This is a genomic window from Cellulomonas cellasea, assembly GCF_006538745.1.
Lineage (GTDB): Bacteria > Actinomycetota > Actinomycetes > Actinomycetales > Cellulomonadaceae > Cellulomonas_A > Cellulomonas_A cellasea.
Window position 1 is genome coordinate 1 of the sequence record NZ_BJLR01000021.1, and the last position, 22251, is coordinate 22251.

General features: G+C 75.4%; 20 protein-coding genes, 4 tRNA genes and 1 pseudogene. 10 read left to right on the forward strand and 15 right to left on the reverse strand.

Annotation, left to right across the window (positions count from 1 at the left end; genetic code table 11):
* Both CCE01nite_RS12000 and CCE01nite_RS12005 read right to left on the reverse strand, forming a co-directional pair.
* Positions 1-198 (reverse strand): hypothetical protein (locus CCE01nite_RS12000; RefSeq protein WP_371861040.1); only part of this gene is annotated, 198 nt, incomplete at its 3' end.
* Entirely contained in the window at positions 195-1901 is a 1707-nt protein-coding gene (locus CCE01nite_RS12005) for a dynamin family protein (RefSeq protein WP_246056502.1), read from the reverse strand. The genes CCE01nite_RS12005 and CCE01nite_RS12000, both read right to left, overlap by 4 nt.
* A gap of 217 nt (positions 1902-2118) precedes the next feature.
* Here CCE01nite_RS12005 and CCE01nite_RS12010 point away from each other — a divergent pair.
* Positions 2119-2191: transfer RNA gene (locus tag CCE01nite_RS12010), tRNA-Arg, on the forward strand.
* 54 nt (positions 2192-2245) lie between these two features.
* Here the strand turns inward: CCE01nite_RS12010 and CCE01nite_RS12015 are convergent.
* Together CCE01nite_RS12015 and CCE01nite_RS12020 are read right to left on the reverse strand one after the other, a co-directional pair.
* Positions 2246-3226, reverse strand: a complete 981-nt coding sequence (locus CCE01nite_RS12015; protein WP_141372418.1) for an alpha/beta fold hydrolase — start codon at positions 3224-3226, stop codon at positions 2246-2248.
* A 44-nt stretch (positions 3227-3270) separates the two neighbouring features.
* On the reverse strand, positions 3271-4041 hold the full coding sequence (locus tag CCE01nite_RS12020; RefSeq protein ID WP_084142837.1) for a phosphatase PAP2 family protein: 771 nt from the start codon (positions 4039-4041) through the stop codon (positions 3271-3273).
* Positions 4042-4677: 636 nt separating this feature from the next.
* Here CCE01nite_RS12020 and CCE01nite_RS12025 point away from each other — a divergent pair.
* From CCE01nite_RS12025 to CCE01nite_RS12035, 3 genes are all read left to right on the forward strand, one after another.
* Positions 4678-5025: a hypothetical protein gene (locus CCE01nite_RS12025; RefSeq protein WP_034632734.1), complete on the forward strand. Its 348-nt coding sequence runs from the start codon at positions 4678-4680 to the stop codon at positions 5023-5025.
* Positions 5026-5034: 9 nt separating this feature from the next.
* Positions 5035-5760 (forward strand): oligoribonuclease, encoded by a 726-nt coding sequence (gene orn, locus CCE01nite_RS12030; RefSeq protein WP_084142834.1) that lies wholly within the window; start codon positions 5035-5037, stop codon positions 5758-5760.
* A gap of 76 nt (positions 5761-5836) precedes the next feature.
* A tRNA-His gene (locus CCE01nite_RS12035) sits at positions 5837-5912 on the forward strand.
* A gap of 67 nt (positions 5913-5979) precedes the next feature.
* On the opposite strand, the gene CCE01nite_RS12040 is transcribed toward CCE01nite_RS12035, so the two are convergent.
* Entirely contained in the window at positions 5980-6912 is a 933-nt protein-coding gene (locus CCE01nite_RS12040; RefSeq protein ID WP_034632731.1) for an ATP-grasp domain-containing protein, read from the reverse strand.
* Positions 6913-6969: 57 nt separating this feature from the next.
* Positions 6970-8001: an ABC transporter ATP-binding protein gene (locus tag CCE01nite_RS12045; RefSeq protein ID WP_052104307.1), complete on the reverse strand. Its 1032-nt coding sequence runs from the start codon at positions 7999-8001 to the stop codon at positions 6970-6972.
* Between the two features lie 241 nt (positions 8002-8242).
* Between CCE01nite_RS12045 and CCE01nite_RS12050 the strand changes: the two genes are divergently transcribed.
* The 3 genes from CCE01nite_RS12050 (at position 8243) to CCE01nite_RS12060 (ending at position 10828) form a co-directional block, all read left to right on the forward strand.
* A complete protein-coding gene (locus CCE01nite_RS12050; protein ID WP_034632739.1) occupies positions 8243-8935 on the forward strand; it encodes an ABC transporter permease in 693 nt (230 codons plus the stop codon).
* Positions 8936-8975: 40 nt separating this feature from the next.
* On the forward strand, positions 8976-9659 hold the full coding sequence (locus tag CCE01nite_RS12055) for an ABC transporter permease (protein ID WP_034632728.1): 684 nt from the start codon (positions 8976-8978) through the stop codon (positions 9657-9659).
* A 170-nt stretch (positions 9660-9829) separates the two neighbouring features.
* The gene (locus CCE01nite_RS12060; protein ID WP_034632725.1) at positions 9830-10828 is read left to right on the forward strand and encodes a glycine betaine ABC transporter substrate-binding protein; all 999 of its coding nucleotides are present in this window, start codon (positions 9830-9832) and stop codon (positions 10826-10828) included.
* An 83-nt stretch (positions 10829-10911) separates the two neighbouring features.
* On the opposite strand, the gene CCE01nite_RS12065 is transcribed toward CCE01nite_RS12060, so the two are convergent.
* The 4 genes from CCE01nite_RS12065 to CCE01nite_RS12080 all read right to left on the reverse strand — a co-directional run bounded on the left by CCE01nite_RS12065 (position 10912) and on the right by CCE01nite_RS12080 (position 13465).
* Positions 10912-12444, reverse strand: a complete 1533-nt coding sequence (locus CCE01nite_RS12065; protein WP_034632721.1) for an FAD-dependent oxidoreductase — start codon at positions 12442-12444, stop codon at positions 10912-10914.
* Between the two features lie 120 nt (positions 12445-12564).
* A tRNA-Lys gene (locus tag CCE01nite_RS12070) sits at positions 12565-12640 on the reverse strand.
* 76 nt (positions 12641-12716) lie between these two features.
* Positions 12717-13031, reverse strand: coding sequence for a hypothetical protein (locus tag CCE01nite_RS21335; RefSeq protein WP_034632718.1), 315 nt, complete (start codon positions 13029-13031; stop codon positions 12717-12719).
* Positions 13032-13168: 137 nt separating this feature from the next.
* Complete coding sequence (locus CCE01nite_RS12080) at positions 13169-13465, reverse strand: GroES family chaperonin (protein ID WP_084142836.1); 297 nt, start codon at positions 13463-13465, stop codon at positions 13169-13171.
* Positions 13466-13615: 150 nt separating this feature from the next.
* Between CCE01nite_RS12080 and bcp the strand changes: the two are divergent.
* Positions 13616-14086, forward strand: a pseudogene (gene bcp, locus CCE01nite_RS12085) (thioredoxin-dependent thiol peroxidase); the annotation flags it as partial.
* Between the two features lie 58 nt (positions 14087-14144).
* Positions 14145-14230 (forward strand) — tRNA-Leu (locus CCE01nite_RS12090).
* 190 nt (positions 14231-14420) lie between these two features.
* Here CCE01nite_RS12090 and CCE01nite_RS12095 read toward each other — a convergent pair.
* Both CCE01nite_RS12095 and trxA read right to left on the reverse strand, forming a co-directional pair.
* On the reverse strand, positions 14421-17354 hold the full coding sequence (locus CCE01nite_RS12095) for a glycosyl hydrolase (RefSeq protein WP_246056504.1): 2934 nt from the start codon (positions 17352-17354) through the stop codon (positions 14421-14423).
* A 383-nt stretch (positions 17355-17737) separates the two neighbouring features.
* Entirely contained in the window at positions 17738-18115 is a 378-nt protein-coding gene (trxA, locus tag CCE01nite_RS12100) for a thioredoxin (RefSeq protein ID WP_034632711.1), read from the reverse strand.
* A gap of 151 nt (positions 18116-18266) precedes the next feature.
* On the opposite strand from trxA, the gene CCE01nite_RS12105 reads away from it, so the two are divergent.
* Positions 18267-18821 (forward strand): NUDIX hydrolase family protein, encoded by a 555-nt coding sequence (locus tag CCE01nite_RS12105; RefSeq protein WP_034632708.1) that lies wholly within the window; start codon positions 18267-18269, stop codon positions 18819-18821.
* Between the two features lie 102 nt (positions 18822-18923).
* Here the strand turns inward: CCE01nite_RS12105 and CCE01nite_RS12110 are convergent, their stop codons facing one another.
* The 3 genes from CCE01nite_RS12110 to rph form a co-directional block, all read right to left on the reverse strand.
* The gene (locus CCE01nite_RS12110; RefSeq protein ID WP_141372425.1) at positions 18924-20609 is read right to left on the reverse strand and encodes an ABC-F family ATP-binding cassette domain-containing protein; all 1686 of its coding nucleotides are present in this window, start codon (positions 20607-20609) and stop codon (positions 18924-18926) included.
* 98 nt (positions 20610-20707) lie between these two features.
* Positions 20708-21373, reverse strand: coding sequence for an RdgB/HAM1 family non-canonical purine NTP pyrophosphatase (rdgB, locus tag CCE01nite_RS12115; RefSeq protein WP_052104419.1), 666 nt, complete (start codon positions 21371-21373; stop codon positions 20708-20710).
* On the reverse strand, positions 21370-22224 hold the full coding sequence (gene rph, locus CCE01nite_RS12120; RefSeq protein ID WP_052104420.1) for a ribonuclease PH: 855 nt from the start codon (positions 22222-22224) through the stop codon (positions 21370-21372). The genes rdgB and rph overlap by 4 nt, the downstream gene beginning before the upstream one ends.
* Positions 22225-22251: the final 27 nt, after the last annotated feature.

The following is a 22251-nucleotide window of genomic DNA, read 5'->3' on the forward strand; positions in this document are numbered from 1 at the left end:
GAGCCGCTCGCGCACCCGCGCGACGGAGGTCGCGACGCGTGCGGACACCTCGGCGTCGAGCCGGTCGCCACCGATCTCGAGCGCCTCCTCGAGCTGATCGACGCGCAGGGTCAGCGCCTCGGTCTCGGCGCCGTGCAGCGTCCCGTGCACGGTCGCCCAGCCCGGCAGCGTGCGGACCGTCTCGGTCGCGTCGGTCATGTCAGCCCCTTCAGGACGGCGAGGCGCAGTCGCAGGAGGGACGAGGCGTCCTCCGCGAGGTCGGGCAGGTCGAGCAGCGCGGCGGCCGAGGCCCGCTCGAGCTCGACCTGTGCCGCGGCGCGGTCCGCGAGCTCGTCGCGCAGCACGTCGCGCGCCCACGTCCCGGCGTCGCCGAGGAGGTCCTCGAGCAGGGCCCGCGCGGGCTCGAGCCCGGCGGCGGCCGCGAGCGCGACGGCCGCGATGCCCTGCTCGCCGAGGGCCCGCTCGGTGAGCTCGGCGCGGCGGGCCGCCCGGGCGACGTCCTTGGCCGTGCGCTGGTCGGCGGCGTCCCGGCCCTCGCCGCGGGCACGCGCGAGCGCCGCACGGACGACGACGGGCGCCTCGTCGACCCAGTCGCGCGCCGAGCGGTCGGCGGCGGAGACCCGGGCGTCCTTGCGCTCCTGGGCCGGCCACAGCGCCTCGACCGACGGTCCGCCGGGAGGCGCCCCGGCGCCCGTGAGGTGCGTGCGCACGAGCCGCTCGGCCTGCGCCCCGGCGGCCGTGAGGTTCGCGGCGGCCGAGCGGGTCAGGTCGCGGCTCAGCGGCGACACGGACTCCTCGCGGCGCCGGCCCGCGCGCCGCGAGCGGTGCACCCGGCCCGACGAGCGCACGACGTCGGCGAGCGGTCCGCCCGCGGCGGTGAGCTCGGCCCACCGCGCGCGCACCGCACCGTCGGCGACGACTCCCCCGTGCACGGCGGCGCGGGCGGCGTCGGCGGGGCCGGCCGCGGCGACGTCGAGCTCGGCGGCGATCGCCTGGGCGGCGTCGGCCTGCGCCTGCACCGCCTCGGCGAGCTCGTCGACCCACGGGCGCAGGGCGGCGAGCGAGCCGCGCAGCGTGCGCCCGATCACGGTGCGGGCGCGGTCGGGTCCGGCGAGCATCGTCAGCCAGCGGTTGATGGGCGCGACGACCGCGGAGCCCAGCAGGCCCTCGTGCGGCCCGACGTCGGGCACGACGAACAGCGGTGCGCCCTGCATGCCGTGCGCGCGCAGGCGCTCGAGCAGGTCCCCGCGCACGGTGGGCAGCGACGCCGGGTTGACGCGGTTGAGCACCATGGCGATCGACGCCCCGCGCGCGACGGCGCCGCGCAGAACCTGCCACGGGAGCGCGTCGCCGTAGCGCGCGGCCGTCGTGACGAACAGCCACAGGTCGGCGGCCTCGAGCAGCCGGTGCGCCGACGCGCGGTTCGACTCGAGCACCGAGTCGAGGTCGGGGGCGTCCAGCAGAGCGACGCCGCGCGGGACGTTCGCGCTCGCGACGACCTCGACGGCCTCGAGGACGGGGTGGTGCGCGAGGAGGTCCGCGTCCTCGGGGTGGTGCACGAGCACGGGGCGGCGCGTCGTCGGACGCAGCACGCCCGCCGCGGTGACCTCGGTGCCGAGCAGCGAGTTCACGAGCGTCGACTTCCCGGCGCCCGTCGAGCCGGCCACGACGACGACCGCGGGGGCCGAGAGCTCCTCGAGGCGAGGGACGAGGTGGTCGGCGAGCTGGTCGAGCAGACGGGCCCGCGACGCGCGCGCCTCGGGGACCCCGGGGATGTCGAGCGGGAAGCCGGTCCGCTCGACGTCCCGGTGCAGCACGCGCACGGCGTCGAGCAGCGACATCTGCGCCAGGGGCCGGACGAGCAGCTCCTCAGCGACTGCGGTCCCCGCGTGCGCACTCACGTCCCTATAGTCGCGTGCGGACGTGAACAGGCCAAACGCACGCGCCGCAGGGACGACGCCCGGTCCGCCGGGCCGCGTGTCGCCCGTCACACGGACCTGCCCCCGGGCGCCGGTCTCGGCCGACCGACCGCGAGCGCCCGCAGGCCGAGCCGATACGGTAGGCCGGTGAGGCCTGGCCGGCCCGCCGCCCCCACCGGGCACGGACGACCGGGCCCCCGCCCTCATAGCTCAATGGATAGAGCAACGGCCTTCTAATCCGTAGGTTGCAGGTTCGAGTCCTGCTGGGGGCACACCGGCGGCGCCGGCTCCCGGACGGCGGCGGTCCCGGGCCGCGGACGGACGCCTCACAGGGTGGGCCCCGGCCGGCCGGGGTCGACGTTGGCCCACGGCTCGATCGTCGGCCCCGCGTCCTCCCGCACCGGCCCGTCGTCGACCGGCCACCGCCCGGCCCCCTCCCAGCCGGCGAGCCCCGGCGCCGCCCCGTCACCCGGCTCCGCGTCGGCGGCCCGCGCCGCGGCGAGGACCGCCCGGACCACGTCGTCGGGCCGCGTCTCGGGCAGCCAGTGCCCGGCGGGCAGCGCCCGGTGCTCGTACGGCCCGCGCACGAGCCGCCGGGTGCCCTCGACCGACGCGGGCGCGAAGAACGGGTCCCGCTCCCCCGTCACGAGCACGGTCGGCACGTGCACGACGCCCGCGGTGAACGCCCGGCCCAGCGGGATCGCGCGGTACCACCCGAGCGCCGCGGTGAGCGCCCCCGGCTCCCGCATCCGGTCGACGTCGTGGGTCGCGAGGTGCTCCGGGAGGCCGGAGCGGACGAGCGCGCGCCGGAGCACGGCACCGCCCCGGGCCAGCAGCAGGCGCTCGGGCAGCCACGGGAGCTGGAAGCCACCGACGTACGCCGAGCGCAGCGCCTGGGTGCTGCGGGTGAGCGCGCGGAGCATCGCCTCGGGGTGCGCGGTCGACAGCACGGTCAGCGACGCCGTCCGCTCGCGCCGCCGGCTCGCGAACGCCCATCCGACGGCGCCGCCCCAGTCGTGCCCCACGACGTGCGCGCGCCCGACGCCGGCCGCGTCGAGCAGCGCCTCGACGTCGTCGACGAGCGCGCGCAGAACGTACGCCGGGCGGCCCGGGGGCCGGGCGCGTGGGGAGTACCCGCGCTGGTCGGGCGCGAGCACCCGGAACCCGGCCGCGACCAGCCCGGGGACGACCGCGTCGAACGAGCGCGCGTCCTGCGGGAACCCGTGCAGGCACACGACCACCGGACCGTCGGCCGGGCCCGCGTCCCGCACGTCGAAGGTCAGGCCGTCCCGCGTGAACGTCTCCATCGCCGCTCCCTGCTCGCTCCGTGCGCGCCCGCCGTCGGGGCCGCTCAGTCCACCGGGCGCAACGGCTCGTCGGGCGGCAGGTCGCCCGCGTGGCCCCGCGCCGACTTCCAGGCCCGCCAGCGGTCCACGATCGTCACGACCCCCGTGATGGCGACCGCGAGCGCGATCGCCGCGAGCACGTCCGTGAGGAAGTGGTAGCCGAGGTAGAGCCGGCTGAGCCCGACCACGGCGACCCCGGCGGCTCCCCCGAGGGTCCAGGTCACGATGCGTCCGGCGGTCGGCCGTCGCCGGCACGCGAGGTAGCCGGCGACGAGCAGGAACGTCGCGGTGCCGATCGTGTGCCCCGAGGGGAACGACGCCGTGGTCTCGGCGCCCGGCACGTCCATGGTCTCCATCGGCGGCCGCGGCCGCGCCACGAGCCCCTTGATCGCGAGCGACAACAGCGTCGAGCCGGCCATGGCCCCCGCGAGGAGCAGCGGCCGCCACCACTCGCGCCGCACGAGCGCCCACAGCCCGCACGCCACGACGACGACGGCCGGCAGCACCGTGGGACCGGTCACGAACGTGATCGCGGCCAGCACGGCTGTCGCGGCGTCGCCGCGCTGCTCGACGAGCCACGTCAGCAGCGGGCGGTCGAGCACCGTGAGGTCGTCCTGCTCCTGCACGCCGTCGAGCAGGCCCGCGAACACCGCGAGGCCGAACGCGACGAGGAGGAGACCCGGGACGGTGGCGCGCACGAGCGCGTCGCCCGTGACCCGCGACCAGGCCCGGTGCAGGGCCGAGGTGGCGCCGGACGCCGCGTGCTCGTGGGACATGCACCGACGCTACCCAGGCGTGCCCCGACCGGCGCGCCGAACCCCGCTCCCGGCGGGCACGAGCCGCGCGGCGCGCGAACCCTGCGGAAAAAGGGATGACCCGGACGCGTGCACGGTGGTTCCGTGGACCTACCGCGGTGACCTCCCGGGCCAGGCCAGGCCCACACGCACGACGTCTCGGAGACCACCACCATGCACCCCATCACGACCTTCGACCTCGTCCGTCGCGACCACGAGGAGCGGCTCGCCGCTGCTCGTGCGGAGCGCGCGCGCCGTCCGGTCCCGGACCGGCGAGATCCGTCGTCCGGCGCCTCCGGTCGGCCGCCCGAACAGCGGCGGCGTCCCTGGCTCGTCCTGGCGATCCCGGCCCTCGCGGGCCCGGGCCTCGCCGGCGCCGCGCGCTGAGCCCGCAGCCGGCGACCGCCCACCGGGCGGACGGGCCGGCACGTCCGGCGCACCGCACGACCCCGACGACGCGGACCACCCCACGGTGGTCCGCGTCGTCGCGCTGCCCCTGCGTCACCCGACCTCGCACGGCGCCGCCGGATCGGGCCCGGCCGTCCGGGGCGCGTGGAACGATGTCCGTATGACGCCCCGGGTGACGCCGCCGACCGGCACGCGCCCGCTGCCCGCGACGTGAGCGCCACGGACGAGCCCGCACCCGCCCGTGCTGCGGCGCCGGGTCGGGTCCAGCGCCTCCGGGCGGGGCTGCGCGTGCTCGGCGAGCGGGTCGTGCTCGGGGCCGTCGCCGGCGGCGCTACCGCGCTCGTGCTCGCGTGGGCAGGGCTGCCGTGGCGCACCGCGCTGGTCGCGGGCGGCGTCGGCGCGGTCGCGGTCCTGCTCGCGGCGTGGGTCGCCTCGACGGTCCCGCCCGTGCCCGGGACTCCCCACACCGTGGGCGAGACGTCCGGCACCCCGGGCGAGACGCCCCGCGGCACGCCAGGCGAACCGGGCAGGTCGGGCCCGCGCCGACCGGCGCCGTAGGCTGGCGGGGTGACGACGACGGGTAACGGACACACGAGCAACGACCGGATCGTGTGGATCGACTGCGAGATGACGGGCCTCGACCTCACGGCGGACGCGCTCATCGAGGTAGCCGCGGTCGTGACGGACTCCGAGCTCAACGTGCTCGGCGAGGGCGTCGAGGTCGTCGTCGCCCCACCGCCCGGCGCGCTCGAGCAGATGAACGACTTCGTGCGCGACATGCACACGACGTCCGGGCTGCTGCTCGACCTGCCGACCGGCACGACCCTCGCCGAGGCCCAGGAGCAGGTGCTCGAGTACATCCGCACCTGGGTGCCCGAGCCCGGCAAGGCCCCGCTCGCGGGGAACTCCGTCGGCACGGACAAGACCTTCCTCGACCGCGACATGCCCGAGCTCGTCGGCTACCTGCACTACCGGGTCATCGACGTGTCCTCGATCAAGGAGCTCGCGCGCCGCTGGTACCCGCGGGTGTACTTCGCGTCACCCAAGAAGAACGGCGGCCACCGGGCGCTCGCGGACATCCTCGAGAGCATCGACGAGCTGCGGTACTACCGCGCCGCGCTGCTCGTGCCGCAGCCCGGACCGGACTCCAAGACCGCGAAGGCGATCGCCGCGGAGGTCGTCGCGACGTCGGTCGCGGGTGGAGCAGCTGCCGCGTCCGACGGGTCGGCGACGGGCTCCGCCTCGGGCACCCCCGCGGGCACCGCGGTATCCGGTGCACCGCACCCCGCCTGACCTTGTACACTTCTTCTCGCGCCGTCCGCGGCGCACGCTGGCTCGGGTCCGCAGGCACGGACCGCGCGCAGGCATGGTGGGTATAGCTCAGCTGGTAGAGCACCTGGTTGTGGTCCAGGGGGTCGCGGGTTCAAGTCCCGTTACTCACCCCATGCGAAGGCCCCGCACTCCTCGAGTGCGGGGCCTTCGTCGTGCACGGGCGGGTTCGGGCGGGCGGGCTCAGGCGGGCGGGCTCACGCGGGCTGCGAGCGCGTCCGCGAAGCGGTCCAGCGACCCGTCGGCGAGCGAGAAGAACAGCGACGGCTCGGCGAGCGCGAGCTCGAGCACCACGGGGCGCCCGGCGTCGTCCGGGACGAGGTCGACGCGCGCGTACAGCAGCGCGCCGTCGACGCCGTCCACGAGCTGCGGGAGCGCCGCGACGACGCGCTCGGCGACGGCGATCTCCTCGGCGCTCGCCTCACGCGCCGTCATGACCTCGTGCTTGACGGTGTCGCCCTCCGCGTCCCCGGCGCGGAACGGACCCTCGAGCTGCGGCGCCTTGCGGACCGCGTGGCTGAACCGGCCGTCGATGAACACGAGCGCGCTCTCGCCGACCGTGTCGACCTGCCGGAGGTAGCGCTGCACCATGACGTGCCGGCCCGCGGTCAGCAGGTTCTTCGCGTGCGTGATCGCGAGGGCCCGCGACGGCGTCTCGCCGGCGTTGTAGCGCCCGGTGTCGCGCGAGCCCGTCGAGATCGTCGGCTTGATGACGAAGTCGCCGAACGCCGGGAAGCGGGTGTGGATCGCGCGCGAGTCGAAGTTGCGCTCGGGGTCGAGCCAGATGGTCGGGATGATCGGCAGGCCCGCGCTCTCGAGCGCGCGCTGGTACTGCTTGTCGACGTTCCAGGCGACGGCGGACGCGGGGTTGACGAGGCGCGAGACCTCCTCGACCTTGCGGGTCCAGGCCAGGAAGTCCTCGGGGTGCTGCGTGTAGTCCCAGGTCGAGCGGATGAGCACGAGGTCGTAGGACGACCAGTCGACCGCGGGGTCGTCCCACACCACGGGCTCGGCGGTGATGCCGCGCTCCGCCAGAGCCGGGACCAGCGGGCGGTCGTCGGCCTCGAGCTCGGGCAGGGCGGACGAGGTCGCGAGGGCGATGCGGGGCTGGGTCACCCGTGCAGCGTAGCGAGCCACAGTCGGGGCCACAGCGCAGGTGCGGGCCCCGCGGGGTCAGGCGGTGCGACCGGCGGCCGCCTCGTCGTCGTGCGCCGCACGGGTCACGCGGTGCAGGGCGGCGAGCAGCGACGCGCCGTCGAGCGAGCCGACGACCGTGCCGCTGTCGGTGACCGGGACGCGGCCGTCCGAGGCCGCCGCCAGCCGGGCGAAGGCGGTGTCGAGCGAGGCGCCGAGCGCGATCGGCTCGTCCGACGGCCCGGCCCTGCCGCGCGCCTGGTCAGCGCCGGGGCCGCCCGGCACCGGCCCGAGGTCCCCGAGCTCCAGGCGGCCGAGCGCGAGGAGCCGGACGGCCGCCCCCTGCCCGACGAGGTCGGCGACCGCCGGGCTCGCGGGGGCCGCGAGCACCTGCACGGGATCAGCGAGCTGCTCGAGGTGACCGCCCTTGCTGAGCACCGCGATGCGGTCCCCGAGGCGGACTGCCTCGTCGACGTCGTGCGTGACGAGCATCACGGTCGTGCCGAGCTCGCGCCGGATCCGCGCGAACTCCGACTGGAGCCGGCGCCGCCCCACGGGGTCGACGGCGCCGAAGGGCTCGTCCATGAGCAGCACCGGCGGGTCCGAGGCGAGCGCGCGCGCGACCCCCACCCGCTGGCGCTCGCCGCCGGAGAGCTCGTGCGGGTAGCGCCGGGCGTACACCGCGGGGTCGAGGCCGACGAGATCCAGCAGCTCCTCGACGCGTGCGGTGGTCCGGCGCCGGTCCCAGCGCAGCAGCACCGGGACGGTCGCGACGTTCTGCGCGACGGTGCGGTGCGGGAAGAGGCCGACGTGCTGGATGACGTAGCCCATGCGCCGGCGCAGGCCCACCGCGTCGGCGTGCGTGACGTCCTCTCCCCCGAGCAGGATGCGGCCCGACGTGGGCTCGACGAGGCGGTTGGCCATCCGCAGCGTCGTCGACTTGCCGCAGCCCGACGGCCCGACGAGGGCGAGCAGCTCGTGCTCGCGGACCTCGAGCGACAGGTCCTCGACCGCGACCGAGCCGTCCACGTAGACCTTGCGCACGTGCTCGAACGCGATCGCGGTTCCCATCCCGGGGACGCTACCGGGCCGGACCCACAACGGCTCGGCCGGAGCGGGCGCCCTGCCCGCGGCGGGTGCGGGCGGGTGCGGGCGGGCTCGGGCCGGTGGCGTGGGGCGCGGCGGTGGGACGGCGGGGGTGGCCGTGCGGGTCGGATCGCAGGGCACCGGCCGGATCCTTCGGGGGCGGCGCGGCCGGCGAGCCGGTGGGCACCCGGTGCGCGTGTCGGCGGGCGCCGGTACGTTCGCCGGGATGATCCCCGTCCGTGCGCTGCGTGCCGCGACCGAGCCCGCGAACCCGTGGCTGTCGTGGGACTACGTCACGCGCAACCAGGACGACCTCGTGCGCGCGCTCTCCCAGCACACGACCCTGACGTTCCAGGCGGTCGCGATAGCGCTCGTGCTCGCGCTCCCCCTCGGTGCGCTGGCGCACGTGCGCCCCCGCCTCGCCGGTCCGCTCGTCGGCACCGCGGGCGTGCTGTACACCGTGCCGTCGGTCGCGCTGTTCGCGATCCTCGCGCCGTGGACCGGGATCGGTCGCACGACGGTGCTCATCGGCCTCGTGACGTACGCGCTGCTCGTGCTGCTGCGCAACATCGTCGTGGGCCTCGCGGGGGTCGACCCCGCGGTGCGCGACGCGGCGCGCGGCCTCGGGTACGGCCGGATGCGGCTCCTGCTGACCGTCGAGCTGCCCAACGCGCTCCCGGCGATCGTCGCGGGCGTGCGGCTCGCGACGGTGACGACGGTCGCGCTCGTCACGGTCGGTGTCGTGGTCGGCTACGGCGGCCTCGGACAGCTCATGTTCCGCGGGTTCCGCAGCCGCTACCACGCGGAGATCATGACGGCGACGCTCCTGTGCCTCGCGCTCGCGCTCGTGTGCGACCTCGTGCTGTACGCCGCGGGGCGCGCGATCGCCCCGTGGTCCCGGGCGGGCCGGACCGCATGAGACCGGACCGCATCAGGCCGGACCGCATGAGGGAGGCGTGATGGACGTCGTCTCCGACGCGCTGCTCTGGCTCAACGACCCGCTCAACTGGACGGGTCGGCGCGGCGTGCTCGCGCTCGCGGGCGAGCACCTGCTCATCTCGGTCGCCGCGGTCGCACTCGCCGCGGTCGTCGCGCTCCCGATCGGCATCTGGCTCGGTCACCGGCGGCGCGGCGGGGCCGTGACCGTCGTCGTGGCGAACACCTCGCGCGCGCTGCCGACGTTCGCGCTGCTCACGATCTTCGCCTCGGCGGGCCTGTTCGGGGGCTCGGCGACGACCCTCGCGGTCGCGATCTTCGCCGTCCCGCCGATCCTGACGAACGCGTACACGGGCGTGCTCGAGGTCGACGCCGACGTGCGGGACGCGGCGCGCGGCATGGGGATGTCGGCCTGGACCTCGCTGCGGCGTGTCGAGCTGCCGCTCGCGCTCCCGCTCATCGGTGCGGGGCTGCGGACGGCCGCGGTGCAGGTCGTCGCGACCGTCCCGCTCGCTGCGTTCGTCGGCGGGACGTCGCTCGGCTCGCTCATCGCGTCGGGGCTGGCCCTGCAGCGCTACGGCGAGGTCCTCGCGGGCGGCGTGCTGGTCGCGGGCCTGTGCCTGGCCGTCGAGGGCGTCCTGGCCGGCGCGCAGCACGCCCTCACGCCGCGTCCGATGCGCCGCCGTGCGGTGCGGGAGAGCGCGTGAGCCGACGGGGGCTCCGCACCCAGGAGAGGACCGCGCACATCGCTGCCACGGAGGCCGCGGCCGATCGTGACCCGATGGTGACCCGCCCCACAGCCCGTGCTGTTGCCGACACCGGCCCCGACCGGTCGAATTGTCCCACCACCCCGCCAGGCCTTCGCGAGGAGAACCCCATGCCCGCACGTCGCCCGATCCTGACTGCCGGCGCCGCCGGACTCCTGCTCCTCGTCGCCGCGTGCGGCGCCCCGGGCTCGGGAGGTGGCGAGGAGGAGACCGCCGCGTCGACCGCCGCGGGCAGCACCTGCGAGCCCGTCGCCGGCGAGGAGCTCGTGGTGCTTGAGGACGACAAGGGCCTGCAGAACGCGGACAACGTCATCCCGGCGGTCAACGCCGCGGCCGCGGCCGCGGACCCCGCGCTCGTCCCGCTGCTCGACTCGGTCTCCGAGTCCCTCGACACCGAGGCGCTGATCGCGCTCAACCGGGCGGTCGACATCGACCGGCGGACGTCCAGCGAGGTCGCGGCCGAGTACGTCGCGGAGGAGGGGCTCGGCGCCGCCGACGCCGCCGCCGGGTCGGGCAAGAAGGTCGTGATCGGGGCCGCCAACTTCTCGGAGAGCGCGACGCTCTCCGAGGTCTACGGCGAGGTGCTCCGCTCCGCCGGCTACGACGTCGAGGTCCAGACGATCGGCAACCGCGAGACCTACCTCCCCGCGCTCGAGGGCGGCCAGATCACGCTGACGCCCGAGTACGCGGCGACGCTCGCCGAGTTCCTCAACACGAAGGTCAACGGCGACGGCGCCGAGCCGGTCGCGAGCGCCGACCCGGCCGCGACCGTCACCGCGCTGACGGCGCTCGGCGAGGAGGTCGGGCTCACGTTCGGCGCCGTCGCCGAGGCCCAGGACCAGAACGCGTTCGCGGTCACGAGCGCGTTCGCCGAGGAGCACGGCGTCGAGACGCTCAGCGAGCTCGCCGAGGCGTGCTCCGGCCTCGTGCTGGCCGGCCCGGCCGAGTGCCCCGAGCGCCCGTTCTGCCAGCCGGGCCTCGAGGAGACCTACGGCCTCGAGTTCGCGGAGTTCACGGCGTACGACTTCGGCCTGATCGGCGAGGCCGTCCGCCAGGGCGAGGCCACGATCGGACTCGTGCTCTCGAGCGACGGCTCGCTCGCGAGCTGACCACCGACGACGCCCCGCTCCCCCGACACGCTCGGGAGGGCGGGGCGTCGTGCTGCCTGGAGCCTGCGGTCAGACGCCGGCGGTCACAGGCCGGCGGTCTCGAGCAGCCGGAGCCAGACCTCGCTGACCGTGGGGTAGGCGGGCACCGCGTGCCAGAGGCGGTCGAGCGGCACCTCGCCGACGACGCCGATCGTCGCCGCGTGCAGCAGCTCGGCCGCGTCGGGTCCCGTGAAGGTCGCGCCGACGATCGTCCCGCGCTGCTCGTCGAGCACCAGCTGGGCGGTCCCGGCGTACCCGTCCGCCGCGACCGACGCCCCGGCCACCGACCCGATCGCGTACCGCACCGTCCGCACGTCGAGCCCGGCGTCGCGCGCCTCCTGCTCGGTGCGACCGACCCACGCGACCTCGGGGCACCCGAAGACGACCTGGGGCACCGCCGCATGGTCGGCGCTCGCGCGGTACCGGCTCCAGGGCCCGGCCGAGCGCTCGCGCTCCGCCGCCGACCCCGTAGCACCGGACCGGCCGGGACCGGCGCCGCCGCCCGTCCCCGGCGACCCGTCGGTGCCGTCGGCACCTGAGGCCGCCGCTGCCGCGCTGAACCGCGCCGCGACGACGTCGCCCACGACCCGGGCGTCGTACTTCCCCTGGTGCGTCGTGGCCGTGCGGCCGGTCACGTCGCCCGCAGCGAACAGCCAGCCGCCCTCGACGCCGGTGACCATGAGCGCGTCGTCGACCACGAGCGGCTCACCGGGCGTCAGCCCGAGCACGTCGACGCCGAGGTCGCCGGTCCGTGGCGTGCGGCCGGTGGCGACGAGCACCTCGTCGGCGTCCACACGTGAGCCGTCGCCGAGCGTGAGGTGGACCCCCTGCTCGTCGCGCGTCGCCGTCGTCGCCTGCGCCCCGTAGCGCACGTCGATGCCGCGCTTCACGAGCGCCTCCCCGACCTCGTCGCTCGCGAACGGCTCGGCGCGCGGCAGGACGCGGGAGCCGCGCACGAGCATCGTCACCTGCGCCCCCAGGTCGCTGTACGCCACGGCCATCTCGACCGCGACGACTCCCCCGCCGACGACCACGAGCGTGCCGGGGACCTGCTCGGCGGACGTCACCTCGCGGCTCGTCCACGGGCGCACCGTGGCGAGGGCGTCGGGGACGACCGGCTCGCTGCCCGTCGCGACGACGACCGCATGCCGGGCCCGCACGACCTGCCGGCCGCCGTCGGTCCCTGTCAGCGCGAGCTCGCGGGGGCCGGTGAAGCGCGCGCGCCCGCGCAGCAGCGCGAGCCCCGCACCCTCGAGCCACTCGACCTGGCCGTGGTCGTCCCAGTGCGAGGTGAACTCGTCGCGGCGGGCGAGCGTCGCGGCGACGTCGACGGTCCCCGTGACCGCCTGCGCGGCGCCGGGGACCGCGCGGGCCGCCTCCAGAACCGCCCCGGGCCGCAGCAGCGCCTTGGACGGCATGCACGCCCAGTACGAGCACTCCCCGCCGACGAGCTCCTCTTCGACCACGACGACGCTCAGCCCGTCGCGGTGCGCGCGGTCCGCCGCGTTCTCCCCGACGGCGCCGCCCCCGATCACCACGACGTCGAACTCGTGCACCTGCTGGTCATCCTGCGCCATGTCCGCTCCCTCGTGAGGTGAAGCCTCATCGTCGCGGCGGATGCCCGCATGCACCAGCACCGGCGCTACCCGCCCGGGAACGGCGAAGGCCCCCGACCATCCAGGTCAGGGGCCTCGCGGTGGTGCGCCATCAGGGACTCGAACCCCGAACCCGCTGATTAAGAGTCAGCTGCTCTGCCAATTGAGCTAATGGCGCGCGGGGCGAAACGTTACCAGGGCTCAGGCCGTGGTTGCGAACCGGAATCCGCCCCCGGGCGTCGATGTGACGCGGTTCACCTCGCGGCGGCGTCGGGGTCGACCGGGAGCTCGTCCTCGTCGGTGTCGGCCGGCGCGCCGTCGGCCGGGCCCCCCTCGCCTGCGGGGCGGTCGTCGCCCTCCCACCAGGCGTCCTCGGGCATGCCCTCGGTCTCGAGGATCGCCTGCGACACGGGACCGTCCGGCGCCGCGAGGTCGGCGAGGAGCGCGAGCGGCACGTGCTCGGCGAGCAGGTCCATCACGGACGGCGGCGTGACGGCCGGGGGCACCGCGGGCAGCGCGGACGCGTCGGCGGGATCGGCGTCGGCCGGGTTCTCGAGGTTGTCAGTCATCCGTTCATCTCCCTGGTCGACCGTCATCGCAGCATCCGGGGTGCCGTGCGCGCAAGCAGGAGAACCCGGCGTGCCCCGTGCGGCCGCACCGGCAGGGGGCGCTGCCTCACCGACGCACGCGCTCACCGGCGCGCACGTCAGAGGTACAGCCCGGTGCCCTCGCGCCCGGCGCGCGGCTGGGCGACGGCGTGCACGTCCTTCTCGCGCAGCAGCAGGTACGTGCGCGCCTCGAGCTCGACCTCGGCGCGCTCCTCGGGGTCGAAGAGCACGCGGTCGCCGATCTCGAGCTGCCGCACGTGCTGCCCCGCCGCGACGACGACGGCCCACGCGAGCCGCTTGCCGACGACGGCCGTGGCCGGGATGACGATCCCCGCCGAGGACCGGCGCTCGGACGCGTCGTCGTCGAGCTCGACGAGCAGGCGGTCGTGCAGCATCCGGATCGGGAGCTCGGGGCGCGGGGGCGGGGCGGGCTGGCTCACGGGCCGACGGTACCCCCAGAGGCCTCGGTGCCCGGAGACCGCCACCGCAGCCGCCGCCCGACGTAGGCTTGCGGGCGCCGACCACCCGCACGAGCCCCCCGGAGACCCATGCCTCGCCTCACCGTCGGAGACACCGCGCCGGACTTCACGCTGCCAACGGCCGACGGCGGCAGCGTCACGCTCTCGGACCTGCGCGGCCGGCACGTCGTCGTGTACTTCTACCCGGCCGCGATGACGCCGGGCTGCACGACGCAGGCGTGCGACTTCCGCGACTCGCTCTCGGCGCTCCAGGGGGCCGGCTACGCGGTCGTCGGGATCTCGCCCGACCCGGTCGACAAGCTCGCGGCGTTCGCCGAGCAGGACGGCCTCACGTTCCCCCTCGCGTCGGACACCGAGCGCTCGGTGCTCGAGTCGTGGGGGGCATTCGGGGAGAAGAAGCTGTACGGCAAGACCGTCACGGGCGTGATCCGCTCGACCGTCGTCGTCGACCCGGACGGGCGCGTCGAGCTCGCGCAGTACAACGTCAAGGCGACCGGCCACGTCGCGAAGCTGCGGCGCGACCTCAAGATCGACTGACGCACCCCGCCCGCCGGACGCGCACCTCCGGCGGTGGTGGAGGACGCCGGGTGCGCACGCGGGAGTGGTGAAACGGCAGCCACGCCAGGTTTAGGTCCTGGTGCCCTCACGGGCGTGCGGGTTCGACTCCCGTCTCCCGCACCAGGCCCCGCGGGCCCGCGCCGTCGTCGGCCGGGGCGGATGTCGGCCCGCGCGCGCCGACCCGGGCGCCCGCCCGCCCGCGCCGGTCCGTGCACACCCGGCCGGCCCCGCGCACACGACGGTGGCCGCCCCCGCGTCGTCATGACGCAGGGACGGCCACCGGTCCGTCAGCGGGTGGGCCCGCCCGTCAGCCTCAGCTGAACGGGAGGCTCACCTTCGAGCTGGTCAGGTCGACGGTGCTCGTCGAGCCGCCGAACACGTTCCAGATCTCGACGCGCACGGACCCGTCCTTCAGGTCGCCCAGCACGCCGGACTGGCTCTCCAGGCCCGCGGCCTGCGTGTACCGCTCCCAGCCGGTCACCGGGTCGGTCGCGAAGTACCGGTAGGTCTCGACCCGGTCCCAGCTGCCGTTCCCGGTCAGGTCGTAGGAGACCCGCACGCGGGTCGCCTGCCCGACCTTCGTGCCGGCGTCGAGCGCGACGTCGAACGACGTCGTCCCGCCGCCGTGCTTTCCGGTCAGACCGGTCGCCGTGTAGACGAGGCCCTTGCCGGGCTCACCGACCGCGTCGACCCCGGTGGCGACCGGCACGGTCGCGGTGGGCGTGGTGCCCGCCTTCGAGCCGAGCGAGCCGTTCGACTGCGGGAACAGCGTGAACCCCGTCGGCGGCTTCGGCGTGGCCGACTCCGAGGGCTTCGGCGTCGCCGACTCCGACGGCTTGGGCGTGGCCGACTCCGAGGGCTTCGGCGTGGCCGACTCCGACGGCTTGGGCGTCGCCGACTGCGACGGCTTCGGGGTCGCCGAGGACGAGGGCTCCGGGGTGGGGTTGCCGCCCGGGCCACCGACGCCCGAGCCACCGGTCCACGTGTACTTGCCCGTGGTCGCGGTCGTGCCCGCGGCGACGTCGAGCGTCGTGCCGTCCGAGAACGTCACGGTGATGTCCTCCGAGGTGACGTTCGCCGCGACGTACGTGCGGTCGCCGTCGTCGCTGAACACCGCCGACAGCGGGTGGTCGCCGTGGACGCCCGTGTCGAGCGTCCCGAGCGCCGCCAGGTTGGCGATCCAGTGGTACGTGTGCGCCCGGCTCTCGCCCTCCTCGACGGTGTAGCCCGGGTTGGCGTCGAGCCCCTTCAGCGCTGCCGGCGCGTCACCGAGGGCCAGGTACTCCCACAGGATGTCCTGCCACACGGTCGGCTCACCGGCGTTGGCCTTGACCAGCTCGGCGTAGTTGGACCGCACGTCCTCGGGACGCATGCCGAGGTACAGGTGCCCGCCGGTGATCGGGAGCGTGTTGATGCCCTGGATCATCTCCGGCTCGGCGCTGAACCACGTGGTGTACGTGGCGCCGTCGCCCCAGACCATGCCGACCGTCGTGTGGCCGAACTTCTCCGGGAGGTTGTCCGCACCGTTGAACCAGTACGCCTGGATCGCGGCGGCCTGCGTCGCGTACATGAAGACGCCGGCGTCACGGACCTCGGTGTCACCCGTCGCCTCGCCCCACTGGATGAGGGCGTTCGCGAAGTTCATGCCCTCGGAGCTCGACTCCTGGTTGTTGCCCGCGGCGAACGCGCCGTGGCCCGAGGCCCAGTCGTGGCCCGCGTAGATGTCGAAGTCGCGCAGGTACGGGAAACGGGTCTCGTCCCGGTCGTAGTTGTTCGCGTCGCGGATCAGGAGGTCCACCATGCCGCCGTACTGCTCGTCCGAGGCCCACTCGGGGTCGAACCGGGCCAGCGTCGCGGCCGCGACGATGTAGTAGCCGTAGTGGAAGTGGTGGTCGTTGAGCTCCTTGTCGGAGCCGTACGAGGCCGGGAACCCGACGAGCGTGCCCCAGTTCTCGTTGTACGCGAAAACCTTCTCGGCCTTGCCGGGCGTCGCGGTGAACCACTCGGTCAGCGTCGCCTTGATCTGGGCGAGCGCCTTGTCGCGCACGTCGTCCCGGCCGACCTGGTCGGCGATCTCCGCGATGCGGGTCGCGCGGCCGAGGGCCTTGCCGGTCCAGTAGGTGTCGCCGTTGATGATGCCCATCGGGTCGTCCTTGACCTGGTCGAGCAGGCCGTCGAGGCGCGTGTTCGCGGCACCCTCACCGGTCGCCACGGCCGGGATCTCCGGCAGCACGCCGGTGAACGGCGTCTCGGTGGTGAAGGACGTCGCGCCGACGTACGTCGTCATGTCGCCGCGGGGCGAGAAGTACTCGCGCTCGAGCTCGGTCGCGGTGCCGTCGCCTGCGGCGGCCTCCGTGACGAATTGCGACTGGTGCGGGTAGAGCGAGACGACGGTGCCGGACTGCTCGCCCTCGAGCGCGGTGGTCTCGAGCGCGTAGGTGGTGCGGACGGCGCCCGCCTGCTCGTCGTACTCGTAGGCGACCGTGGTGCCGGTGACCTCGGCGTACGCGTGCTCCGCGTACTGCTCTGCGAGGGCCTTGCGCTCGGCGTCGGTGTCGTCGGCCGTGGTCGGCAGCGAGGCGACGCTCAGGTAGCCCTTGCCGCCGAGCGTGCTGCGCAGCGTCGAGCCGGAGTCGGTCCAGGTCGAGCCGCTCGGGGCGTACGCGACGTAGTCGGTCCCGCCCGCGGTGAAGCCGACGGTCTCGCCGTCGTTGAGCCAGACCGTCTGGTCCTCCGCGGAGCTGAGCACCGCGTCGCCGCCGGTCACGTGGTACCAGCTGAACGGCAGGCCGTGGCCGATCGTCGCGCGCAGCGACTGGTCGGAGTCGGCCCACGACGCGGTCACGGTCCAGTCGGTCCAGTCGGCGACCTCGACGACCCCGGCGGACAGGCCGGCGACGCCGACCACGACGTCCTCGGCGTACGAGTAGTGGAACTCCCCGACGCCGCCCGTGCGTCCGCTGATGACGGGCGTGGTGGTGTACGACAGGCCGAGCCCGGTGGCGCTGGGCTGGTAGGCGAGCGGGTGCGCGTGCAGCGGCTCGCTCGCCGTGCAGTTCCACTTCTTGAACAGCAGCGACGACCACCAGTCGTTGGTCGGGACGGGGCCTTCCGGCGCGTCGTCCGTCACGTAGGCGCGTGCGTCGGTCGCCAGGGCGGCGCAGCCCTCGGGCGCGGGCCCGACCTGGTCGGTCGTGTACCCGCCCGCCCCGACGTCGCGCACGGCGGCGCCGGCGGACGACGCCACGGTGCCGACGGTGGCCGCGGCGAGGAGCGCGACGAGCGCAGCCGACGTGACCCGCGTCCGGGCGCTGCGTGGCGCGCACGAGGAGGGTTGAGGTGCGTGGTTGAGAGTGCGTGAGTGCATCGAAGAGCCCCCGAGGAGCGCGACGTCCGAGTGCGACGCCGTACCCCGTGTGTCGGACGTGCGCATCATTGCGCGACGCCGAGATCCGCTCCCCGTCAGGCCCCCGTTTGGTCAGACTATGAGAGCGGTCTCATGAACCACGGTAAGTCGGGTCCGGCCAGAGAGCAAACCGAAGGATAAGGAGGCACAAACTCGGCGTCAAGGGACTAAAGGATGCAAAAAGGCCCGCCTGCCGGGGTGGCAGGCGGGCCTCGAGCCGCAGGTCAGGCCTCCGCGGGCTCCGCGGCCTGGGCCGCGATCAGCTGGCGGACCTCGTCCATGTCGAGCTCCTTGACCTTCTGCAGCACGCTCTCGAGCGCCGGGCCGGGCAGCGCGCCGGCCTGGTTGAAGACGAGGATGCCGTCGCGGAAGGCCATGAGCGTCGGGATCGACGTGATCGCGAGCTCGCTCGCGAGGAGCTGCTCCGCCTCGGTGTCGACCTTCGCGTGCACGACGTCGGGGTGCTTCTCCGAGGACTCCTCGAAGACCGGTCCGAACCGCTTGCACGGTCCGCACCACTCGGCCCAGAAGTCGATGAGCACGATGTCGTTGCTGGTGATGGTCTGCTGGATCGTGTCGTGGGTCAGCTCGGTGGTGGCCATGCGGCGCCTCCTCGGGGTCGTGGGTTCCGCCCGGTAGAGCGCACGGGGGGCCCCGGGTATTCCCTCGGAGCCACGACGTGTCGTGACCCCGCCGTGACCTGCCGGAGCGTGCCGCGCGCGGCACGGGGGCCCGGCAGGGTAGAACAGCACGGTGACCGACACCGCCGACTTCCCCCGCGAGCCCGAGCGACCCGCCGGCTGGCTGAGCCCCGACGCCATCCAGCAGGCGCGCGCGACCCTGCCCCTGCTCTACGTCGACGCCGTGCCCGTCCGCGTCGACGAGTCCGGCGACGTGGTCGCCGTGGGGCTCCTGCTGCGCGTGACGCCCGAGGGGGTCATGTCCCGCGCGCTCGTCTCGGGACGCGTGATGTACCACGAGCGCGTGCGCGACGCGCTGCTGCGGCACATCGAGAAGGACCTCGGCCCCGTCGCGCTCCCCCAGATCCCCGCGTCGCCCCAGCCCTTCACCGTCGCCGAGTACTTCCCGACCCCCGGGGTCACGCCGTACCACGATCCCCGCCAGCACGCGGTCTCGCTGGCCTACGTCGTGCCGGTCTCGGGCGACTGCCGGCCGCAGCAGGACGCGCTCGACCTCGCGTGGCTCACGCCCGAGCAGGCCGCCGACCACCAGGTCCAGCTCGAGATGACCGGCGGCCAGGGCCTCCTGCTGCGCCAGGCGATGGCGCACGTGGGCCGCCTGCCCTGAGCCCGCCGCCCGTCCGGCGGCCCGCCGGGCCGGTGCGCTGGGCAGGGCTCGGGCGGGTTCGGCGTACCGGCCGGTGACAAGACCCGGGACGACCCGGCGCGCTCAGCCCAGGACGAGCTCCGGCCAGTCCGCGAGGTCGGCGCGCATCTTCCGGTCGTGCGTCGCCACGACGACGGCCGCCGAGGTCGCGCGCAACGCCTCGGTGAGCTCGTCGACGAGGCCGATCGACAGGTGGTTCGTCGGCTCGTCGAGCAGCAGCACGTGCGGCGCGGCGAGCAGGGCGCACGCGAGGTCGAACCGGCGGCGCTGGCCGACCGAGAGCTCCTCGAGCGGGCGGTCGAGGTCCTCCTCGCTCAGCAGGCCGAGGGACGCGACGGGTACGAGCCGCGTCGTGTCGAGCGCCCCCGCCTCGAGCAGCTCGAGCGCGCGGCGCGCGTAGGCGTCGAACCCGCTCTCGCGCTCGGCGGCTCCGGCGCGCGCGGAGCCGCCCGGGTGCCGCGCGGCGCGGGTCCCCCGACCGTGCACGACCCCGTCGAGCCCCTCCTGGCCGAGCACGCCCACGCGCACGCCGGCCGCGAGCGTGCGCGCCCCCCGGTCCAGCGCGAGGGTGCCGGCGAGCGCCCCGAGCAGCGTCGACTTGCCCGCGCCGTTCGCGCCCGTCACGAGCAGCCGCCCGCACGGCGGGAGGTCGACGCGCGTGCCCGCGAGGTCGAGCCGGTCGCGCCCGCCGGCCCCGGCGACCCGCGGCGCACGGACGTCGAGCAGCGGACCCCCGGGGTACCCGTCGGGCACGGACGGCAGGTCGGGGAACGTCAGCTCGAGCGGCGGGACCGGGACCTCGACGGCCTCGGCCTCGAGCCGCTGCACGAGCCGGTCCGCGGCCTTGACGTGCTGGCGGGCGCGCGTGCCCCGGCGGTGCTTGTCGGAGCCCTTGGGCGGGCGCCACTCGTCGGACAGCCCCTCGTACGACGCGTCGAGCCGCTCGGCGAGCCGCGCCGCGCGCTTGCGCTCGGCGGTGTACCGCGCGCGCCAGCGTCGCAGCGCCTGCGTCTTGGCGAAGCGGTAGGTCGCGTACCGGGTCGCGCCGTACAGCACGGGACGCCCGTCCATCGAGGGGTCGAGGTCGAGGATCGCCGTCATGACGTCGTCCAGCAGCTGCCGATCGTGCGTGACGATGACGACGACGCCCGGCCAGGCGCGCAGCTGGGCGGTCAGGTACTCGATGCCCGCGACATCGAGGTGGTTCGTCGGCTCGTCGAGCAGCAGGATGTCCGCGCGCTCGGCCAGGCGGCACCCGAGGCGCACCCGGTACCGCTCCCCCACGCTCAGCTCGTCGAGGCGCCGGTCGGGGTCGCGCGGTGCGCCGAGCCGGCTGAGGGCCTCGTCGACCCGGCGGTCCGCATCCCACGCCGCGAGGTGCTCGACGCGCCCGATCGCCTCGGTCAGCGCGGCCAGGTCGCCGGTCTCGTGGTCGAACCCGTCGACGACGTCCTCGAGCCGCGCGGACGCCGCCCGCACGCCCGCGAGCGACTCCCCGACGAGCGTGCCGACCGTCGCCGCCGGGGCGACGTCGAGCTCCTGCGCGACGACCGCGACGGTCCCGGCCCGGCGCACCGCGCCGTCCTGCGGCGCGAGCTCGCCCGCGAGGACCCGGAGCAGCGTGGACTTGCCCGCGCCGTTCTCACCGACGACGCCCAGCCGCGTGCCCGCGGGCGCGGTGACGTCGACGCGGTCGAGCACCGCGCGCCCGGGGTAGCCGAACGTCACGGCGTCGGCCACGAGGTGCACGGGACCGACCGCGCCGGGGACGGGGGCGGCGGCGGGGACGGGTCCCGCGCCGCCGACCGTGCCGAGCGGCTGCCCGCGCGACCCGCCGCGCGTCGCGCTCACGGCGCCGCGCCCGTGCTGCCGTCCGGGCCGCCGGCACCGCCGGCCCCGCCGAGGACGCGCACGAGCACCGGGACGAGCGCGCGGAACGCCTGCCCGCGGTGGCTGATCGCGTTCTTCTCCGCGGGCGTGAGCTCCGCGCACGTGCGGGTCTCGCCCTCGGGCACGAGCACCGGGTCGTAGCCGAAGCCGCCGTCGCCGCGCGGCCGGTCCGCGAGCCGGCCCGCCAGGTGCCCGGTCTCGACGTGCTCGAACCCGTCCGGGGTCACGAGCGCGGCGGCGCACGTGAACCGCGCGCCGCGGTGCTCGGCCCCGATGTCGGCGAGCTGCGCGAGCAGCAGGGCGAGGTTCGCGGCGTCGTCGCCGTGCCGCCCGGCCCAGCGCGCCGAGAAGATGCCGGGCGCGCCGCCGAGCACGTCGACCGCGAGCCCGGAGTCGTCGGCAACTGCGGGCAGGCCGGTGAACCGCGCGAGCGCCCGCGCCTTGAGCAGGGCATTGGCCTCGAAGGTCACGCCGTCCTCGACCGGCTCGGGGGCACCGACGTCGCGTGCGCCGACGACGCTCGCGGGGTCGAGGTGCGGGAGGGCGGGCCCGAGGATCGCGCGCAGCTCGTCGAGCTTGTGCGCGTTGTGCGTCGCGAGGACGAGCCGGGGGGCGACCGTCATGCGGTCACCTGGCCCGTCACCTCGCCGGCGGGCACCGTCTCGGCCGCCGTGTGCACCAGCGTCGAGCGCGACGCGCTGCCGTCCGAGGCGGGCGCCTCGAGCGCCGCGCGCTGCAGCCGGGTGAGCTCGGCGGTCCCCGCGACGGCCAGGTCGAGCAGCGCGTCGAGCTCGGCGCGGTCGAACGGCGCGTGCTCGGCGGTGCCCTGCACCTCGACGAACGTGCCGGAGCCCGTGACGACGACGTTCATGTCGGTCTCGGCGCGCACGTCCTCGACGTAGGGCAGGTCCAGCACCGGGACGCCGTCGACGATCCCGACGCTCACGGCCGCCACGGAGTCGCGCAGCACGGGCTTCTTGCGGCTGATCGCGCCCTTCTTCAGGCCCCACGCGACGGCGTCGGCGAGCGCGACGTACGCACCGGTGATCGCCGCGGTGCGCGTGCCGCCGTCGGCCTGCAGCACGTCGCAGTCGAGCACGATCGTGTTCTCCCCGAGCGCGCTCACGTCGATGATCGCGCGCAGCGAGCGCCCGACGAGCCGGGAGATCTCGTGGGTGCGGCCGCCGACCCGGCCCTTGACGGACTCCCGGTCGGACCGCGTGCTCGTCGCGCGCGGCAGCATCGAGTACTCCGCGGTGACCCAGCCCTCGCCCGAGCCCTTGCGCCAGCGCGGCACGCCCTCGGTGAACGACGCGACGCACAGGACCTTGGTGCCGCCGAACTCCACGAGCACGCTGCCCTCGCCCGCCTCGAGGAACCGGCGGGTGATGGTCACGGGGCGGAGCTGGTCGGGGCGGCGTCCGTCGGGGCGCGTCGCGGGCGTGCCGGAGGTCACGGGAGTCGTGGGGGTCATGCGGACGAGCCTAACGGCGGCCCTGGA